Source organism: Agreia sp. VKM Ac-1783 (assembly GCF_900177765.1).
GTDB lineage: Bacteria > Actinomycetota > Actinomycetes > Actinomycetales > Microbacteriaceae > Agreia.
In genome coordinates this window covers 910,675-926,879 of sequence record NZ_FXWI01000002.1, presented here as the reverse complement: position 1 = coordinate 926,879, position 16,205 = coordinate 910,675, and the positions used below count along the sequence as shown (strand labels likewise).

At 66.7% G+C, this 16,205-nt stretch carries 17 protein-coding genes and 1 tRNA gene; 13 read left to right on the top strand and 5 right to left on the bottom strand.

What is annotated here, in order from left to right; translation table 11 throughout:
* The first annotated feature begins 40 nt into the window (after positions 1-40).
* Both CCK87_RS09370 and CCK87_RS09365 read left to right on the top strand, forming a co-directional pair.
* Positions 41-976, top strand: a complete 936-nt coding sequence (locus CCK87_RS09370) for a 4-(cytidine 5'-diphospho)-2-C-methyl-D-erythritol kinase (RefSeq protein ID WP_086461105.1) — start codon at positions 41-43, stop codon at positions 974-976.
* A 5-nt stretch (positions 977-981) separates the two neighbouring features.
* Positions 982-1,599 (top strand): alpha/beta hydrolase, encoded by a 618-nt coding sequence (locus CCK87_RS09365; RefSeq protein WP_086461104.1) that lies wholly within the window; start codon positions 982-984, stop codon positions 1,597-1,599.
* A gap of 7 nt (positions 1,600-1,606) precedes the next feature.
* Here CCK87_RS09365 and CCK87_RS09360 read toward each other — a convergent pair whose 3' ends face one another.
* Positions 1,607-2,146, bottom strand: coding sequence for an adenine phosphoribosyltransferase (locus tag CCK87_RS09360; protein ID WP_086461103.1), 540 nt, complete (start codon positions 2,144-2,146; stop codon positions 1,607-1,609).
* 71 nt (positions 2,147-2,217) lie between these two features.
* Between CCK87_RS09360 and CCK87_RS09355 the strand changes: the two genes are divergently transcribed.
* From CCK87_RS09355 to argG, 3 genes are read left to right on the top strand one after another with little or no spacing between them, the layout of a single operon-like run.
* Entirely contained in the window at positions 2,218-3,570 is a 1,353-nt protein-coding gene (locus CCK87_RS09355; protein WP_086461102.1) for a M20/M25/M40 family metallo-hydrolase, read from the top strand.
* 39 nt (positions 3,571-3,609) lie between these two features.
* Positions 3,610-5,406, top strand: a complete 1,797-nt coding sequence (locus CCK87_RS09350) for an ABC-F family ATP-binding cassette domain-containing protein (protein WP_086461101.1) — start codon at positions 3,610-3,612, stop codon at positions 5,404-5,406.
* Between the two features lie 20 nt (positions 5,407-5,426).
* Entirely contained in the window at positions 5,427-6,866 is a 1,440-nt protein-coding gene (gene argG / locus CCK87_RS09345; protein ID WP_086461266.1) for an argininosuccinate synthase, read from the top strand.
* Positions 6,867-6,906: 40 nt separating this feature from the next.
* Here argG and CCK87_RS09340 read toward each other — a convergent pair whose 3' ends face one another.
* Positions 6,907-8,097: a hypothetical protein gene (locus CCK87_RS09340; RefSeq protein ID WP_086461100.1), complete on the bottom strand. Its 1,191-nt coding sequence runs from the start codon at positions 8,095-8,097 to the stop codon at positions 6,907-6,909.
* A complete protein-coding gene (locus CCK87_RS09335; protein WP_086461099.1) occupies positions 8,098-8,598 on the bottom strand; it encodes a MarR family transcriptional regulator in 501 nt (166 codons plus the stop codon).
* A gap of 82 nt (positions 8,599-8,680) precedes the next feature.
* Between CCK87_RS09335 and CCK87_RS09330 the strand changes: the two genes are divergently transcribed.
* The 8 genes from CCK87_RS09330 to CCK87_RS09300 all read left to right on the top strand — a co-directional run bounded on the left by CCK87_RS09330 (position 8,681) and on the right by CCK87_RS09300 (position 14,522).
* A tRNA-Gln gene (locus tag CCK87_RS09330) sits at positions 8,681-8,752 on the top strand.
* A gap of 175 nt (positions 8,753-8,927) precedes the next feature.
* Complete coding sequence (locus CCK87_RS09325) at positions 8,928-10,562, top strand: glycoside hydrolase domain-containing protein (protein WP_086461098.1); 1,635 nt, start codon at positions 8,928-8,930, stop codon at positions 10,560-10,562.
* Positions 10,563-10,597: 35 nt separating this feature from the next.
* A complete protein-coding gene (locus tag CCK87_RS09320; RefSeq protein ID WP_086461097.1) occupies positions 10,598-11,173 on the top strand; it encodes a hypothetical protein in 576 nt (191 codons plus the stop codon).
* Positions 11,174-11,515: 342 nt separating this feature from the next.
* Complete coding sequence (locus CCK87_RS09315) at positions 11,516-12,025, top strand: hypothetical protein (protein WP_086461096.1); 510 nt, start codon at positions 11,516-11,518, stop codon at positions 12,023-12,025.
* A 43-nt stretch (positions 12,026-12,068) separates the two neighbouring features.
* Entirely contained in the window at positions 12,069-12,248 is a 180-nt protein-coding gene (locus tag CCK87_RS09310; RefSeq protein WP_086461095.1) for a hypothetical protein, read from the top strand.
* Positions 12,245-13,273 carry a hypothetical protein gene (locus tag CCK87_RS09305; protein WP_086461094.1) on the top strand — a complete coding sequence of 343 codons (1,029 nt, stop codon included), beginning with the start codon at positions 12,245-12,247 and terminating at the stop codon, positions 13,271-13,273. The genes CCK87_RS09310 and CCK87_RS09305 overlap by 4 nt, the downstream gene beginning before the upstream one ends.
* Positions 13,274-13,410: 137 nt before the next feature.
* Positions 13,411-13,542: a hypothetical protein gene (locus CCK87_RS18645; protein WP_283160432.1), complete on the top strand. Its 132-nt coding sequence runs from the start codon at positions 13,411-13,413 to the stop codon at positions 13,540-13,542.
* A 41-nt stretch (positions 13,543-13,583) separates the two neighbouring features.
* The gene (locus CCK87_RS09300) at positions 13,584-14,522 is read left to right on the top strand and encodes a 5'-3' exonuclease (RefSeq protein ID WP_086461093.1); all 939 of its coding nucleotides are present in this window, start codon (positions 13,584-13,586) and stop codon (positions 14,520-14,522) included.
* On the opposite strand, the gene CCK87_RS09295 is transcribed toward CCK87_RS09300, so the two are convergent.
* Both CCK87_RS09295 and CCK87_RS09290 read right to left on the bottom strand, forming a co-directional pair.
* Complete coding sequence (locus CCK87_RS09295) at positions 14,513-15,430, bottom strand: ADP/ATP-dependent (S)-NAD(P)H-hydrate dehydratase (RefSeq protein ID WP_086461092.1); 918 nt, start codon at positions 15,428-15,430, stop codon at positions 14,513-14,515. The genes CCK87_RS09300 and CCK87_RS09295 overlap by 10 nt on opposite strands.
* Positions 15,411-16,154, bottom strand: coding sequence for a histidine phosphatase family protein (locus tag CCK87_RS09290; RefSeq protein WP_086461091.1), 744 nt, complete (start codon positions 16,152-16,154; stop codon positions 15,411-15,413). The genes CCK87_RS09295 and CCK87_RS09290 overlap by 20 nt, the downstream gene beginning before the upstream one ends.
* Positions 16,155-16,205 lie beyond the last annotated feature (51 nt).

Below are 16,205 nucleotides of genomic sequence, written 5' to 3'. Positions count from 1 at the left end.
GCGGTCGGACCGCCCCTCCGGTTGCATATAGGTTGATTGCATGGTCACTCAGAGGGCGCTGTCGACAGTGCACGTTCGGGCGCCGGGAAAGATCAACGTCTTCCTGAAGGTCGGGGCGGTGATGGATGACGGATACCACGACGTGGCCACGGCATATCAGGCCGTCTCGCTCTACGAGAACGTGCGGGCCACGATCTCCGACGACTTCTCGGTGTCGTTCGGCGGCAGCATCGACTGCTCGGGTCTCGAAGTAGACGGCACGAATCTAGCCATCCGCGCGGCACGCATGCTGGCGCGCAAGGCGGGCTACCGCGGAGGCGTACACCTCGACATCGAGAAGAACGTGCCCATCGCCGGCGGGATGGGCGGTGGATCCGCCGACGCGGCCGCGACCCTCGTGGCGTGCGACACACTCTGGGGAACCGACCTGGGTCGCGACGAGCTCCTCGGTCTCGCATCCCGCCTCGGAGCGGACGTTCCGTTCGCACTGACCGGCGGAACGGCCATCGGAACGGGTCGTGGCGACCAGCTCAGCCCCGCTCTCGCCAAGGGCTCCTTCCAGTGGGTTCTCGTGCTCGCCGACTTCGGATCGAGCACGCCCGAGGTGTACCGCGAGCTCGACCGGCACCGCGATCGTCACGCTCAAGACATCTTTCCCGCGCAGACTCAGCCGACGGTCGACACCGCCGTGCTGCAGGCGCTCCGGTCGGGCGACTCCCTCGTGCTCGCCGACGCGCTCTACAACGACCTGCAGGCCCCCGCGCTGCACCTGAACCCGGCGCTCACGGGCATCCTCGAACTGGGTGAGGCCAACGGCGCGCTCGCGGGCATCGTGTCGGGATCTGGCCCCACGGTCGCGTTTCTCGCCGAGAACCTCGATGCGGCCCTCGAACTGCAGATCGCGCTGAGTGCCGCTCGGCATCGCGTGGTGCGGGTCACCGGGCCGGTGCACGGCGCGCGAGTCATCGGCGACTAGACGTCGTGAGCACACCCACGGTTCTCTTCGCTCCAGGCGCAGGAGGAGACCCTGCTCGCTATTCCGTTCTCATCGACGCCATCCGCGACGCAGGATTTCATGTCGTCGCCCCACAGAGCGAACACTTCGACCCGCGAACCGTCACCACGTCGCAGTTGCAAGCGCGGGTAGACGGTCTGAACCGTGCCCTCGCGGAGGATGGCGACGTCGATTCGGCGGTGAGCGTCGTCGGACACTCGATCGGCGCCTGGGCAGCGCTCTGTTTGGCGGGAGCCCAACCGTGGGGCAGAGACGGCCAGCCCATCGACGTGATCCCGAACCCGCGCGTGACCCGACTCGTGCTCCTCGCTCCGACCGTCGGATGGTTCGCCGCCCCTGGAGCGCTCGATCATGTTGTGGCGCCCCTGTATGTGCACGTCGGCGCTTCAGACACGGTAACCCCGCCGGGCACCGCTTCGGTGCTTCGCTCGGCGCCCAGCGACGCGGTCATCAGTGAGCACTCGAACGTGGGGCACTACGACTTCATGAGCACGTTGCCACCACACATTTCGCCCACGCCAGGTCTCGATCATGCAGAGTTCCTGCGCGAACTGGCTCAGACGATCACAGCGCAGCTGCGCTGACCGCGGCCTACGACGCGGGGTACGTGCTCAGCTCGAGGATGTCGTGGCCAGCGAGAGCAGCGCGCCCACCGAGGTCGTCGAGTGCGATGACCACGCCGATGCCGGCGACGACCCAACCCGCGCGCTCGGCGAGTTTCACGACGGCTGCGAGCGTGCCTCCGGTGGCGAGCAGGTCGTCGAGGATAACGACGCGCGATCCTCGAGGCAGAACGTTCGGCTGCACCTGCAGCGTGGCCGTTCCGTATTCGAGGGCGTAGTCCTCGCTCAGCAGTTCACCGGGAAGCTTGCCCGCCTTGCGCACCGAGACCATTCCTACCTTGCGCGCGTAGGCCATGGCCGCGGCGATACCGAACCCGCGTGCCTCGATGCCGAGCACGGCATCCACCTGCCCCCAATCGTGCGAGGCGAAGGCGTCGACGACCGAGGCGAATGCCTCGCCGTTCGCATAGACGCTCGTCACGTCGCGGAACAGGATGCCCTCGCTCGGGAAGTCCTGCACGGTGAGCAGATGGGCATCGATGAGTTCGGCAGTCGTTTCAGCGGGCATACCTTCACGCTACCGGCGCTCGGCTCCGCCACATGACGATGTGAGCCGCCGGGGAGCGATAAGTTTGAGCGATGATCGACTCCCCATCTCGTGGCGACGAGGCTCTCGCGCTGTTGCGCGAGCTCATCCGCAGCGCGTGCGTGAACGACGGAACCTACGCGTCCGGCCAGGAAATCCGGAACACCGACGTCTTGATGCGCTTCTTCGAGGGCGTGGATGTCGCACCGGTCGTCGTCGAGTCGGCCCCCGGAAGAGCGACGCTCGTCGTACGAATCCCCGGCACCGACCCGCTGGCGCCCTCTCTCGCGCTGGTCGGACACATCGATGTGGTCCCCGTGATGCACGGCGGCTGGAGCCATGACCCGTTCGCGGCAGACATCGTGGGCGACGAGCTCTACGGTCGTGGCACCCTCGACATGCTCTATCTGACGGCCGCCTATGCGGTGGCGACGCGGGCTGTCGCATCCGAGGGGCGCGCGCTGCGCGGCGATCTCGTCTTCGTGGCGGTCGCCGACGAAGAGGGCGGCAGCCGTCTCGGCATCGAGTGGCTCATGCAGCACCATCCGGAACTCATTGACGCCGACTATGTACTCACCGAATCCGGTGGTGTGCCGGTCGGCGGGTCGGCTGGTGGGCCGCACTCGGTGACCGTGACGGTGGGGGAGAAGGGACTGGCCCGACGGCGGCTGCTGATCCGCGGCATCCCCGGCCACGGATCGGCACCGTGGGGCTCGTCGAACGCCGGCGTGATCGCGGCCGAGGCCGTGACCCGGCTCACTCGTTTCGCGCCGCGCGCGGTCATCGGCGACTACTGGCCGCGCTACGTCGACGCGCTCGACCTCGAGCCGGATGTCGCGCGACGGCTGACCTCGGTGGCCGAGATCCTGGGTGCGCTGCCGGCACTCGGTGAGCTCGCGGGCTACGCGCACGCGACCACACACACGACTATCTCGCCCAACGTGATCAGAGCGGGCGACGCGATCAACGTCATCCCGGGCGAGGCCAGTATCGACCTCGACATCAGGCAGCTGCCCGGAGTGTCACCGGAGGCTGTGGACGCATACGTCATGTCAGCGCTCGGTGATCTCATGCAGCACATCGAGATCGTGGATGTCGTCGGTGCGTCGTTCAGCCCGGCCAACGTCTCGCCGATGGATACGCCGCTCTTCGAGGTGCTCGCCGAGGTCATCGACGAGGCGTACCCGGGGGCTGTTCCGCTGCCGATAATCGCCGCTGGGGGATCGGACGCCCGGTTCTATCGCGCGAAGGGTCGACGAGCCTACGGTTTCTCGGTGCTCTCGCGGCGATGGGACTACGGCCGCTTCCGTCACCTCATCCACGGCAATGACGAGCACATCGACCTCGAATCGGTCACGCTCACCGCTCGTGCCGTGGATTCGGTCGTGAGGCGTTTTCTGGGCTGACCGGCAGGGCGGCCCTCGGATCGCGGGTAACCTCGACAGGTGGCCCATCTACTGGGAGCGGAATCGCTCCATCTCGAATATCCGACGCGCGTCATCTTCGACTCCGTGACCATCGGTCTCAACGAAGGCGACCGCGTGGGAATCGTCGGTCGCAACGGAGACGGCAAGTCGACCCTGCTCAGGCTGCTGGCGGGTCGCATCGAACCCGACGGCGGGCGTGTTACCCGACGCAACGGCATCACCCTCGCGATGCTCGACCAGTCCGACGACCTCGACGGCGAACTCACCGTCAAGGAGACGATCGTCGGCGACATCGACGAGCACGTCTGGGCCGGCGACCCCATCATCCGCGACGTGATCTCGGGTCTTGCCTCGGACATCCCCTGGGACGTTCTCGTCTCGAGCCTCTCTGGAGGACAGCGACGACGCATCGCGCTCGCGAAGCTGCTCATCGGCGACCACGACGTGATCTTCCTCGACGAGCCCACCAACCACCTCGACGTCGAGGGCATCGCGTGGCTCGCCCAGCACCTGCGCAAGCGCTGGGCCACGAACTCTGGCGGGCTCATGGTCGTGACCCACGACCGGTGGTTCCTCGACGAGATCTGCACCGCCACGTGGGAGGTGCACGACCGCCTGATCGAGCCTTTCGAGGGCGGCTACGCGGCATACATCCTGCAGCGCGTCGAGCGAGACCGCATGGCGGCCACGTCGGAGGCCAAGCGCCAGAACCTCATGAAGAAAGAGCTGGCCTGGCTGCGCCGCGGCGCCCCTGCCCGCACGGCGAAGCCGAAGTTCCGCATCGATGCGGCCAATGCTCTCATCGAAGACGAGCCTCCCGTGCGCGACAAGGTCTCGCTCGCGGCGATGGCCATGCAGCGCCTCGGAAAAGACGTGGTCGACCTCGAGAACATCTCGGTCGAATACGACAACGGCAAGAAGGTGCTGCGCGACGTGACGTGGCGCATCGCGCCCGGAGAGCGCACCGGAATCCTCGGTGTCAACGGCGCCGGCAAGAGCACCCTGCTGAGCCTGGTCTCGGGAACGCTGCTGCCGACATCTGGCAAGGTCAAGCGCGGCAAGACCATTCGCGTGGCCACCCTGACGCAGCAGCTCTTCGAGCTCGAAGACATCTGGAACGACCGGGTCAGCGAGGTGATCGGCCGACAGAAGAGTTCCTACGTCTCGGGCGGAAAAGAGATGACGCCCGGGCAGCTGCTCGAGCGAGTCGGATTCACGAGCGCCCAGCTCTCGACCCCGGTGAAAGACCTCTCGGGTGGCCAGAAGCGACGGCTGCAGCTGCTGCTCATCATTCTCGACGAGCCGAACGTGCTGATCCTCGACGAGCCCACCAACGACCTCGACACCGACATGCTGGCCGCCATCGAGGACCTGCTCGACTCCTACGCGGGAACCCTGCTGGTCGTGAGCCACGACCGGTACCTGCTCGAGCGCGTCACCGACAACCAGTACGCGGTGATGAACGGCGGTTTCACGCACCTTCCTCGCGGCGTCGAGCAGTACCTCGAGCTGCGTCTCGCCCAGCAGAAGGAGCAGGCGCGCATCGCCGCCGGAGGGTCCGCCGAGGCTCCCGCCAAGAAGACGGGCCTGCAGGGCGCCGAGCTGCGCAACGCGCAGAAGGAGCTGGCCGCGGCCGGCCGCAAGATGGAGAAGCTGAGCACGCAGATCGCCGAGATGGACGTGGCATTCGCCAAGCACGATCAGAGCGACTACTCCGGACTGGGCGAGATGCAGCAGAAAGTCCAGGCACTGCGCGACCAGATGGACACGGTCGAACTGCGCTGGCTCGAGCTGACGGAACTTCTCGAGGGCTGATCACTCCTAGGATATTGATCGTGTCTAAAGTCTTGAGCAGTCTTCCGGTCGGCGAGCGAGTCGGCATTGCATTCTCGGGTGGTCTCGATACCTCCGTCGCCGTCGCATGGATGCGCGAGAAGGGTGCGGTTCCCTGCACCTACACCGCAGACATCGGGCAGTACGACGAGCCCGAGATCGACAAGGTGCCCGCCAGGGCTCTGGAGTACGGCGCCGAGATCGCGCGCATCGTCGATGCCAAGGCCGCCCTGGTGGAGGAGGGTCTCGTAGCCCTGGCCTGTGGCGCGTTCCACATCCGCTCCGGCGGCAAGACATACTTCAACACCACGCCGCTCGGCCGCGTCGCCACGGGCACGCTGCTCGTTCGCGCCATGAAGGAAGACGGCGTCGACATCTGGGGCGACGGCTCCACCTACAAGGGCAACGACATCGAGCGGTTCTACCGCTACGGCCTGCTCGCGAACCCGCGTCTGCGCATCTACAAGCCCTGGCTCGACTCGCAGTTCGTCGGCGAGCTCGGCGGTCGCAAGGAGATGAGCGAGTGGCTCGTCGCCCGCGGCTTCCCCTACCGCGACTCGGCAGAGAAGGCCTACAGCACCGACGCCAACATCTGGGGCGCCACTCACGAGGCCAAGAAACTCGAAGAGCTGAGCGCCGGCATCGAGATCGTCGAGCCCATCATGGGCGTCGCCTTCTGGCGCGACGACGTCGAGATCGCCTCAGAGATCGTCACCGTGCGCTTCGAGGCCGGTCGTCCGGTCGCCATCAATGGCGTCGAGTACTCCGACGCCGTCGCCCTCGTTCTCGAGGCGAACGCCATCGGTGGCCGCCACGGCCTCGGTATGAGCGACCAGATCGAGAACCGCATCATCGAGGCGAAGAGCCGGGGCATCTACGAGGCGCCGGGCATGGCCCTCCTGCACATCGCCTACGAGCGACTGCTCAACGCGGTGCACAACGAAGACACCATCGCGAACTACCACTCCGAGGGTCGCCGTCTCGGCCGCCTCATGTACGAGGGCCGCTGGCTCGACCCGCAGTCGCTCATGCTGCGCGAATCCATCGTGCGCTGGGTCGGCTCGGCAGTCACCGGTGAGGTCACCGTGCGCCTGCGCCGCGGCGACGACTACACGATCCTCGACACCACCGGCCCCAGCCTCAGCTACCACCCCGACAAGCTGTCGATGGAGCGCGTCGGCGACGCAGCCTTCGGCCCCGACGACCGCATCGGGCAGCTCACGATGCGCAACCTCGACATCGCGGACTCGCGTGCTCGTCTCGAGCAGTACGCCGCGGCGGGTCTCGTCGGCGGTGCGACGGCCGAACTCGTCGGCCAGCTCGAGCAGGGCGAGTCGAGCGAGATCTTCGACGCGGCCGAGGAGTCGGTCGGCGACGAGGCTCTCGAGCGAGCAACCGACCTCGCATCCGAGGGCGCGGCGTTCGACTCGGGCACCGACTAGCTCGACACGCTCGACACGCTCGACACGAGCATCGAGCTGGCTAGGGCGTGAGCGCGAAAACCGTCGTGCAGCCCAGCGGTTCGATGCTCGACGACGTGCCGTCGAGGGGCAGCGCCACGGCGCACACCTGCACGAGGCCCTGCGTGCCCACCTCGGTGCCGCCGCTGAATCCGTGATCGAGGCCTGACAGCGAGTTGAACGTCAGCGCGCCTCGCGTTGTTGCGCCGGCCTGCAGCGTCGTCGTCTGGATGCGGCCGGCCGCATCCGTCACCGTGAGTCGCACCGAGGTGGACGCCCGCAGCGAGCTCGGGTCGATCGCCCAGCCCTTGGCCACCACGCGGCCGCGCACGACTGAGACGTCGTCGAGTGCGCCCTGCGTGATCGAGCCGCGAGTCGGGTTGCCGAACCACTCTGAATAGAACTTCCAGAAGTTGAGGTTGCCGAAGGCGCCACAGGCCGCGTTGGCGTCGCCGGCGATGACGGCCGGGTTGGGCTGGTAGGGCGTGTAGTAGTAGAGGGCCGCCGTGGCGATGTTCTTGAGAGTCACGTCGGCGCTGCCGCAGGATGCGTCGGGGTTGTACGCGATCGGGCTCGGCTGACCGATCGGTCGGCTCGTGAAGAACTCGGTCGTGCCCGGCGGGTTGGAGTAGCGCTTGAGCTGCCAAGCGGCCCAGTACAGCTGGTTGTAGAAGCCCGAGTACTCCACGTCGCAGGCAGCCGTATCGGGGCATGCGTAGCCCGTGGCGAACGAGAAGTCGCCGGCCGTCGGGGCGGGGTTGCGCACGAGCGACTGCTCTTTCTGCAGCAACACGAGCAGCGCCTTCTGGCTGATCCCACAGGCGAGACCGACCTTGGCGATGATCTCGGCGCCCGTCTCCGACTCGCGCCCGCCGTAGGCGCCGCACACGTCGTCGCCCTCGCGCGTCACCGTCTTCTGGGTGTAGTCGGCCAGGCAGACCACGCCGGGAGCGCAGGCGGGAACCTGCTCGTCGAGAAACTCCTGCACCTCGTCAGCGTCGAGTGCGCCGCCGTCGTAGAAGAGGTCGTCGGAGATGATGAATCCGGGGTCGAAACCCGGGGGAGTGGCGGCCGTCACGGTCGTCGGGGCGATGGATGCGGCATCCGCCCGCTCGCTTGCCGGGCTCGTCGGGCCGACCGCGGTCGCGACGAGAGCGAGACCGACGAGGGCAGCAGTGAGCACGGTGAAACGACGAGAGATAAGTCGCACCACCTAGTCGAAGTCGACGCTGAGTTTGCGGAGCAGGGCGGCGATACGCTCCTGGTCGGATGTGCTGAGCCTGCTGAGCAGCTCGCCCTCGGCGGTGACCAGCGCGGTGATCGCCGTGTCGACGCGGTCACGACCCTCGTCGGTCATCGAGACGAGGATGCCCCGGCCGTCGTGCGGGTCGGTGCGGCGCTCGACCAGGCCGCGCCGCGACATCCGATCGATGCGGTTGGTCATGGTGCCGGACGAGACGAGGGTCTGTTCGAGAAGAGCCTTGGGGCTGAGCTGGTGCGGTTCGCCCGCTCGTCGGAGCGCGGAGAGCACGTCGAACTCCCATGACTCGAGCTCGCTGGTGGCGAAGGCCGTGCGGCGCGTGCGCTCGAGGTGCCTCGACAGCCGCCAGACGCGAGAGAGCACCTTGAGGGGCGCGAAGTCGAGATCGGGTCGTTCGCGCTCCCACGCGTCGACGATTCCGTCGACGGAATCTCGAGGAGTCGCATCTGGCACGCATCCATTATGTGGGGCAGGGGCGGTCGGCAGGCTTCGTGTCTGGCAGAATTGGGGAATGCGTGCTTCACGGAGCGCGCGGTCCGCCTTGGTGTAATGGCAGCACGACAGCCTTTGGAGCTGTTAGGTCTAGGTTCGAGTCCTGGAGGCGGAGCTTCTCACGTGCACGATCGCGGTGTCCCGCTGGCTTCCTGTCTCCTCCCTGTGATTCCCATGCGATATCCCCCAGTCGGGGGGTTTTCTGCGACGTCCGATCTAGCATCAGACGATCGTCTGGCTATGGACGTACGCGTTCACGCGCGTCGCACTCGTCACAGGAAGAGGATGTCTTGGAGATCTCTCGTCGCACCGCCCTGATCGGACTCGCCGCGGCCGCACCGCTCGTCATGACGATGATGGAGCCGGAGACGGCACGCGCCGCTACAGCAGAACCGGATGCGCCGACGGGCGTTCTCGGGGTGCAGCGCTGGCTGAACGCGACATTCGGCGGCAAGGACGGGTGGGTGGCCGTCGCCGAGGACGGGGTCGCCGGGCAAGCCACTCTTGCAGGCCTCGTGCAGGGTCTGCAGGATCTGCTCGGAATCTCGCCACTCGTGCCCGCGTTCGGCCCCACGACGATCACGAGGCTCGAGCAGCATGGCGGCGTCGGCGGCGAGACCGGCCCTGATGCGCAGAAGTGGCGTCAGCTCGTGCAGGGCGCGCTCATCTGCAGGGGATTCTCCAGCGTTGCGCTCTCGGGAGTCTGGGACGATGCGACGAAGCAGGCCGTCGACAGTCTGAGGCAGGCGCTCGGCTCGGCGACGAGCGGGCTGACTCTGTCGCCCAACCTGACGAGGGCTCTGCTCACCGTGACCGCGATCTCGCCCGTCGAGGGTGGCCGAGATGAGATCGTGGCAGTGCAGCGGTGGCTGAACGGTCAGTATGCGGAGTTGACAGGAGCCACCTACTGCTCGACGTCTGGACTCTACGACTCGAGCACGCGGACCTCGATCGTGCGTGCGGTGCAGCTGGGCACCGGTCAAGACCCCGCGGGCGCAGACGGCGTTTACGGGCCCGCCACCGCCAGTGCGTTGAAAGCGACAGCGTCGAGCGTCGTGGCCGTGGGCGCACAGGGATCGTGGGTGCGACTGCTCAAAGGCCTGCTCCTTCTTGGCGGCTCCCGCGTTCCCTTCGATGACACCTTCTCCGCGAGCGATGCCGATGTCCTCGTTTCGTTCCAGCAGTTCCAGGCGCTGTCTCCTGAGGATCAGACAGGGGTGTGTCGCTTCCCGACCTGGGCCGCGCTGCTCGTGAGTTATGGCGATGCGGACCGTGCTGTGACTGGAGCCGATCTGGCGCACAGGCTCGACGCCGGTGGGGCGCAGGCACTCGCGGCGGCGGGCTACACGACCATCGGGCGCTACCTGACGAACTCTTCGGCAACCGGCGCGCTCGACAAGAAGCTCACGAGCGACGAGGTGTCGGCGATCTCCGGTGCTCAGCTTCATCTCTGGCCCATCTTCGAGGAGGGGGGAGACGAGCTGTCGTGGTTCAGTCGGGCTCAGGGCGCCCTCGACGCGCGCAGTGCGGTGGAGGCCGCGCGCGCGCTCGGAGCGCCGAAGCAGACCACCATCTACTTCGCCTTCGATCTCGACGTGACGCCCGACGACATCACCACGTCGATCACCCCGTATTTCGAGGGCATCGCGCAGGGATTGAGCGACACCGGCGACACATACAAGGCCGGTGTCTACGGATCGCGGTTGGTGTGCTCGCGGATCAGCGGCGCCAGCCTCGCCCACTTCTCGTTCGTGGCGGGCATGTCGTCGGGATGGGGCGGCAATGAGACCGAGCCTCTGCCAGGCAACTGGGCGTTCAACCAGATCCAAGCACGACAGATCACCTCAGCAGGCCAGGCCTTCGACATCGACGCCAATGTGCTGTCGGGTCGAGACGGCGGCATAGGTCCCGAGGAGTGGGACTGAACGGACGGCGCGCGCCCGTCCGTTAGGTTCAGAGCATGAGCGATGCTGACCGACACGAGGGTGGGGACGGTGGCAGAACCCGAGGAACGGGTGCGATCGAGCGGCTTGACGTTCGTGCTCTCGCCCTACTGGGAGTCGGCTGGGCCGCGCTCGGCGGGATCGTAGCGGTGATCTTCGCGCTGGTCGTAGCGCCTCACCTCCCCGATCTTTTTCTGATCGAGCTGGCGGGTCGCGGAACCGCATCGTCGTTGGAGGTCGCCACCGACGTCTTCGTGATCGTTCAGCTGGTGTGTGCCGCGCTGACCATGATCGCCAGCATCGTTGCGCTCGTGGCCGGTGCTCGCCATGGTCGGCTCTCGGTGCCCATCAGTGCACTCGTGTCGATCGCCACGCCGCTTGCGATCGCGGTCGTTCTCGTGAACGGGATCATTCCGGCAGGCGGCGACGTCGACCGTGCGGGGCTGGCCTTCCTGGGGATGCTCGGGGGAGCCATCCTGGGAGCGGGATCGTTCTTTGTCGTCGTCCGGGTGTCCGGGCGAACAGACGAGACCGCCACGGAGTCGCCGATCGAGAGTCGTGCGCGCCAAGATCGAGCATGGCTAACCGACTGATGCTGCTCAACACCGCTTGGCTGTACCGGTCAACGCGATCCGGGGGCTGCTCGATATCATTGCCCGGCTCACGGCAGAGTTCGAGGCCGCCCACCTCATCGGTCGGAAGCGATGTATGTAAGAACGGCTCAGTTACTACGGGCGACCGGGTGTGTTTTTACCATCGGATCGAGGATTTCTCGGTAGGTGCGGTGCATTCGTCGAATCTTGGATAATTTCTACCGGATGGCGTCACGAATGGGGCCGGGGCACGTCTTACTCCATCGGATGCTGGCTGCCCCATCAGCTGGCATCCCGCCGCCTCCCCGCTGATCCGAATGCGCTTTTGTCGAAAGGAAACGTATGACCGACTACTCCGCCATCGCGGCGCGCCTCACCTCGCCCGACCAGATGCTCGCCCTCTGCGATGAACCGAAGGTGTTCGGCGCCAAGAAACAGGCGCAGACCGCATACGAGCTCTGGAGCCGGGCGGACGAGCGGTTCGTCGGCGCCTACGCTGGACTTCGCGCTCCCGGTGGGTCAGGTACCGGTTTTGTCATCCGGTTGTTTTGGGATCCGTCCCGAACCACGCCTGACCTCGCCGCCATTCGCATGGCGATCGCATCCGAGTTGCCCGTCGGCATGACGCGCGCAGACGAGAAGGCGACCTACAAGGGCCGAGACAAGAAACAGGGAGTCTTCTTCACCTGGCAGGGCATGTCGTCGCGTCCTCTGTGCGCTTGGTTCAGGGAGCGGTTCGGCGTCTATGCCTGCGCCACCCAGTTGTTCGATGAATCCGATCTGACGCGGGACGTCGCCGTGGTGGCCGTGTCGGGCGGGGTAGATCACCTCTGGACCCTCACCGCACCCTGACGGTCTGCGCGCGGGGCATCACTCGAACGAGCGAAGGAACACCATGATGGGCGAAGGCGAGCGATCCGACAACGAGTTGGTGGCGGCCACACGAACCGGTGACCGCTCCGTCTACGCCGAACTGTGGCCGCGTCATTCCCGAACGGCGATCGCGGGCGCCCGGTTGTACACCGTAGGCAATCGGGTCGGACCGATGCGCACGATCGTGCCTGCGTTCCGATGACAGGCCGCGCTCGCAGGCCACGGGGCCGGCCTTCGTGGTCTCGCTTCATTCGCACGCAGGGGTTCTCGGGCAGCGGCCTCGCCGCGATCGTGGCTGGTGTCGTCTTCGCCGCCGTCGTCATCACCGCGGTCGGGGTCGGCCTGCCTCTCGTGCTGGCCGAGTACACCGCGCTGATCGTGTTCGTCGGTGTTCCGATTCTCGTCGTGATTTTCGTCATGTCGATCGCCTTTGCGGTGAGGTCCACACATCGCGGGGCGGGTGTGCAGGCGTGGGCCGAGAAGTCGGGCATGAGGTACGTGCATCAACGGCGCAGCCGCGACTCCGCGCCATGGAGGGGGACACCGTTTCCCCGAACGGGCGGCTACGCCGTGCGCCACCACGCGATCGGTTCCGACGTCGAGACCGCGCGATTCCGCTCGCTGCCCGACGACTCCGGATATCACTCGGCCGGCCTCGTCAACTCATTCACCTTCGTCAGGTTCACCTTGCCGACGTCGGTGCCGCACCTCGTGGTCACGAGCAATCGATCGTCCACGCTCAACGCGGCCGGGCTCGCCATCTCAGGCGGACGCGTGCTCCGCGGCAGTATCGAGTTCGACGCGTCGTTCACGCTTCACTGTCCCGCCGACTATGAGCGTGACGCGCTGTACATCTTCACACCGGATGTCCTCGCGCTGCTGATCGACGTCGCACCCGGCTGCGATCTCGAGCTCGTCGACGACACGGCATATCTCTATATGTCCCGCGAGCCGAAGCTCTGGGATGAACGCGTCGGCGCCGACCTGCTGGCCGTCGTCGAGCTTCTTCGCCGTAAGCTCGATCGGCAGACGCGGCATTACGTCGACGAGCGATCGAGCGCCGGCACGTCACGGGCTGGTTCGCCCACCGTAGCCAGGAGCGGCTTGCGATTGGCGAACAGAAGGAGCGCGCGCGGCGTCCTTCTTGCAACGGCCTTGTGGATTCCTGGAATCGCCGTGGCCGTGGCGATCATCGCCCAAGCCCTCGGATGGGTCTCCGTTCTCTGAGACCGTGCACAGGCCGTATCGAGCGTTCCTCCGACTCTTGGTTATGACAGTCGTCATAGCGACGGTTGTCATCACCACCGAGGAGTGCAGATGCTTACCAACCAGGGAGCACTCGACGGCGACAAGTAGCTCGCCGTGTGCGCCGGCTCAGCGATCTCGTGGCCGCGGGCGACGCGACCCTCGCCGAGCGCACCTGGGGTCGCGCCCACAGGAACGACGAGATCGTCGGCGCTGCCCACGACGAGATCGCTCGACTTCAGGCGGGCTGATCGACGCTGGTCATTCCGCCATCGGAGTGTGAAGATCGAGCATGGCCGACCGACTGATGCTCCTCGACACCGCCTCGCTGTACTTTCGCGCGTTCTACGGGGTGCCCGACTCCATCAAGCGAGACGACGGCACCCCGGTCAACGCGATCCGGGGGCTGCTCGACATGATCGCCCGGCTCACGACAGAGTTCGAGGCCACCCACCTCATCGCCTGCTGGGACGACAACTGGCGCCCGAGCTGGCGCGTCGATCTGCTCCCGAGCTACAAGGCTCAGCGGGTCGCTGAGACCGCGGTGAATGGGCTCGACGTCGAAGAGGTGCCCACCGGCCTGACCGCGCAGATCCCGCTCATTCGTGAGGTTCTCGACCTCGCAGGAATCGCGATCGTCGGGGCGGCGGATCATGAGGCCGACGACGTGATCGGCACGTATGCCAGTCGCGCCGATCACGCCGTCGACATCGTCACAGGCGACCGCGATCAGTTCCAGCTGGTCGACGACGCCCACGACGTGCGGGTGATCTACACGGCGCGCGGCATGAAGAATCTCGAGCTCGTCACCGACGAGGTGATCGTGAGCAAGTACCGGGTGCTGCCCAGTCAGTACGTCGACTACGCCACCCTGCGCGGCGACACGTCCGACGGGCTGCCCGGTGTCTCGGGCGTCGGCGACAAGACCGCGGCGACGCTGCTCGCCGAATACGGCTCGCTCGTGTCGGTGCGTGATGCAGCGAAGGATGCCGACAGCGGGTTGAGCGGGTCGGTGCGGTCGAAACTCACGGCGGCGAGCGACTACCTCGACGTGGCGCCGAAGGTCGTGAGGGTCGTTCGCGACCTCGAGCTTCCCACGCCCAGCGAGGCCGGTGCGCGCCTGACACCCGTGACAGGCACGAAGCGCGACGAACTCGAGAGTCTGTCGAAGGACTGGAACCTGGGCGGTTCCGTCACCCGACTTCTCGCCGCGCTCGACACCTACGCCTGATCCGACTCCCTCTGCGCCGAGGCGAAGCTCGCCGTGAGTTCGTCGGCGATCTCGGATGCGAGGAATCCGGTATCGAACACACGCTCAGCGAGCCGGTCGCCGGCCTCGGAGTGCGCCCACGTTCCCCAGCAGGCCGAGCCGATCGGGTCGAGTCCGCGAGCGAGGAGGCCGGTGATGGAGCCCGCGAGCACATCGCCGCTGCCCGATACGCCCAGGCCGGGCCCGCCCTCGGTCACGATCCACGACGAGCCGTCGGCATCCGAGATGCGGTCGAAGCACGACACGACGGCGCCGTAGCGTGACGCGACCTCGTCGACGTCGCCGTCTTCGGGCTCATCGTCGGGCGATCTGCCGAGGAGGATCGAGGCCTCTTTCTTGTTCGGGGTGAGCACCAGTCGGCCGGCGAACGGTTCGATGTGATCGATGAGACCCGGCAGCACTCCGAGCGCGAACGCGTCGAGCACCAGCCCAGTGGAGCTCGGCACGTGGGGGAGCAGCGCCTCGAGCACGGTGCGGGCCTCGTCGGCGCTGTGCAGGCCGGGTCCGATCAGAAGGGCGTCGCTGCCTTCGAGCTCGGATCGCAGTGCGAAGACCACGCCCTCGCCCAGCTGACCCGACGAGTTTTCGGGCAGGCCCACGATTCCAGCCTCGGGCAGGGCCGCCGACGCGGCTGCGGCGCGCGATTCTGCGAGGGCGAGCGTGAGACGGCCTCCGCCCGAGCGCAGAGCCGCGCGCCCGGCGAGCAGCACGGCGCCCGGCGACTTGGGCGATCCTCCCACCATGAGAACGCTGCCTCGGTCGCTCTTGGACTCGCCACCCGACGGCAGCGGCCACCTCTGGAGCGACTTCGGGGTGACGCGCTCGGCGTCCTGCTGAGTGGTGTTCTGCTCAGTGGTTCGGTCTGTCATCCATTCCTCCAGAGTGCGTGGTCACGGGTGCACCGTCGTCTGCGAGGTGCGATACGTCGTTGACGCTGTCAGCCGTCCAGAATCCCGAGCCGCTCGGGCGCGAGAGCCGAGTGAGCGAGGCGTTGGCCACGGCCGATCGCTGCGAGGTCTCGAGCAGTTGCGCCTCGGTCATGCCCTCGCAGATATAACGAAGGATGAGGATCATCGCGTCGTGGCACACGATCATGACCCGTTGCCCGTCGTCGATGAGGTCGATGTCCGCCAGGACCGACCGCGCTCGCAGCGTCATGTCTGCCCACGACTCGCCGCCCGGCGGCCGGTAGTAGAACTTGCCGAGCCAGCGACGCCGCTCTGCCTCGAACGGAAGTCTGGCCTCGAAGCCTCGGGTGGTGAGCAGATCGGTGATGCCGAGCTCGCGGTCGCGCAGACGCTCGTCGCCGCGCAGAAGAAGATCGAGGCCCGACTCCGCAATCGCGCGTTGACCCGTGGTCGCTGCCCTGACGTAGGGCGAGGTCCATGCGCGCGTCGGGCGTTGCTCAGGATCGAGGTCGCGAAGCCATGCGCCGACGGCCGTGGCCTGCCGCTCGCCCGTCTCGCTGAGCGGCACGTCGGCATCCCGCATCGCGATGTCGATGGTCTCGGCGCCTTCTCGTTCGGCACGGCTTGCCGCCGCATTACCGATGCTCTCGCCGTGCCGGACGAGAAGAAGTTGTGTGGCGCCCATCGCTCCACGCTAACGAGAAGCAGAATGCTCGACGAGCGGTTGACACGGGCG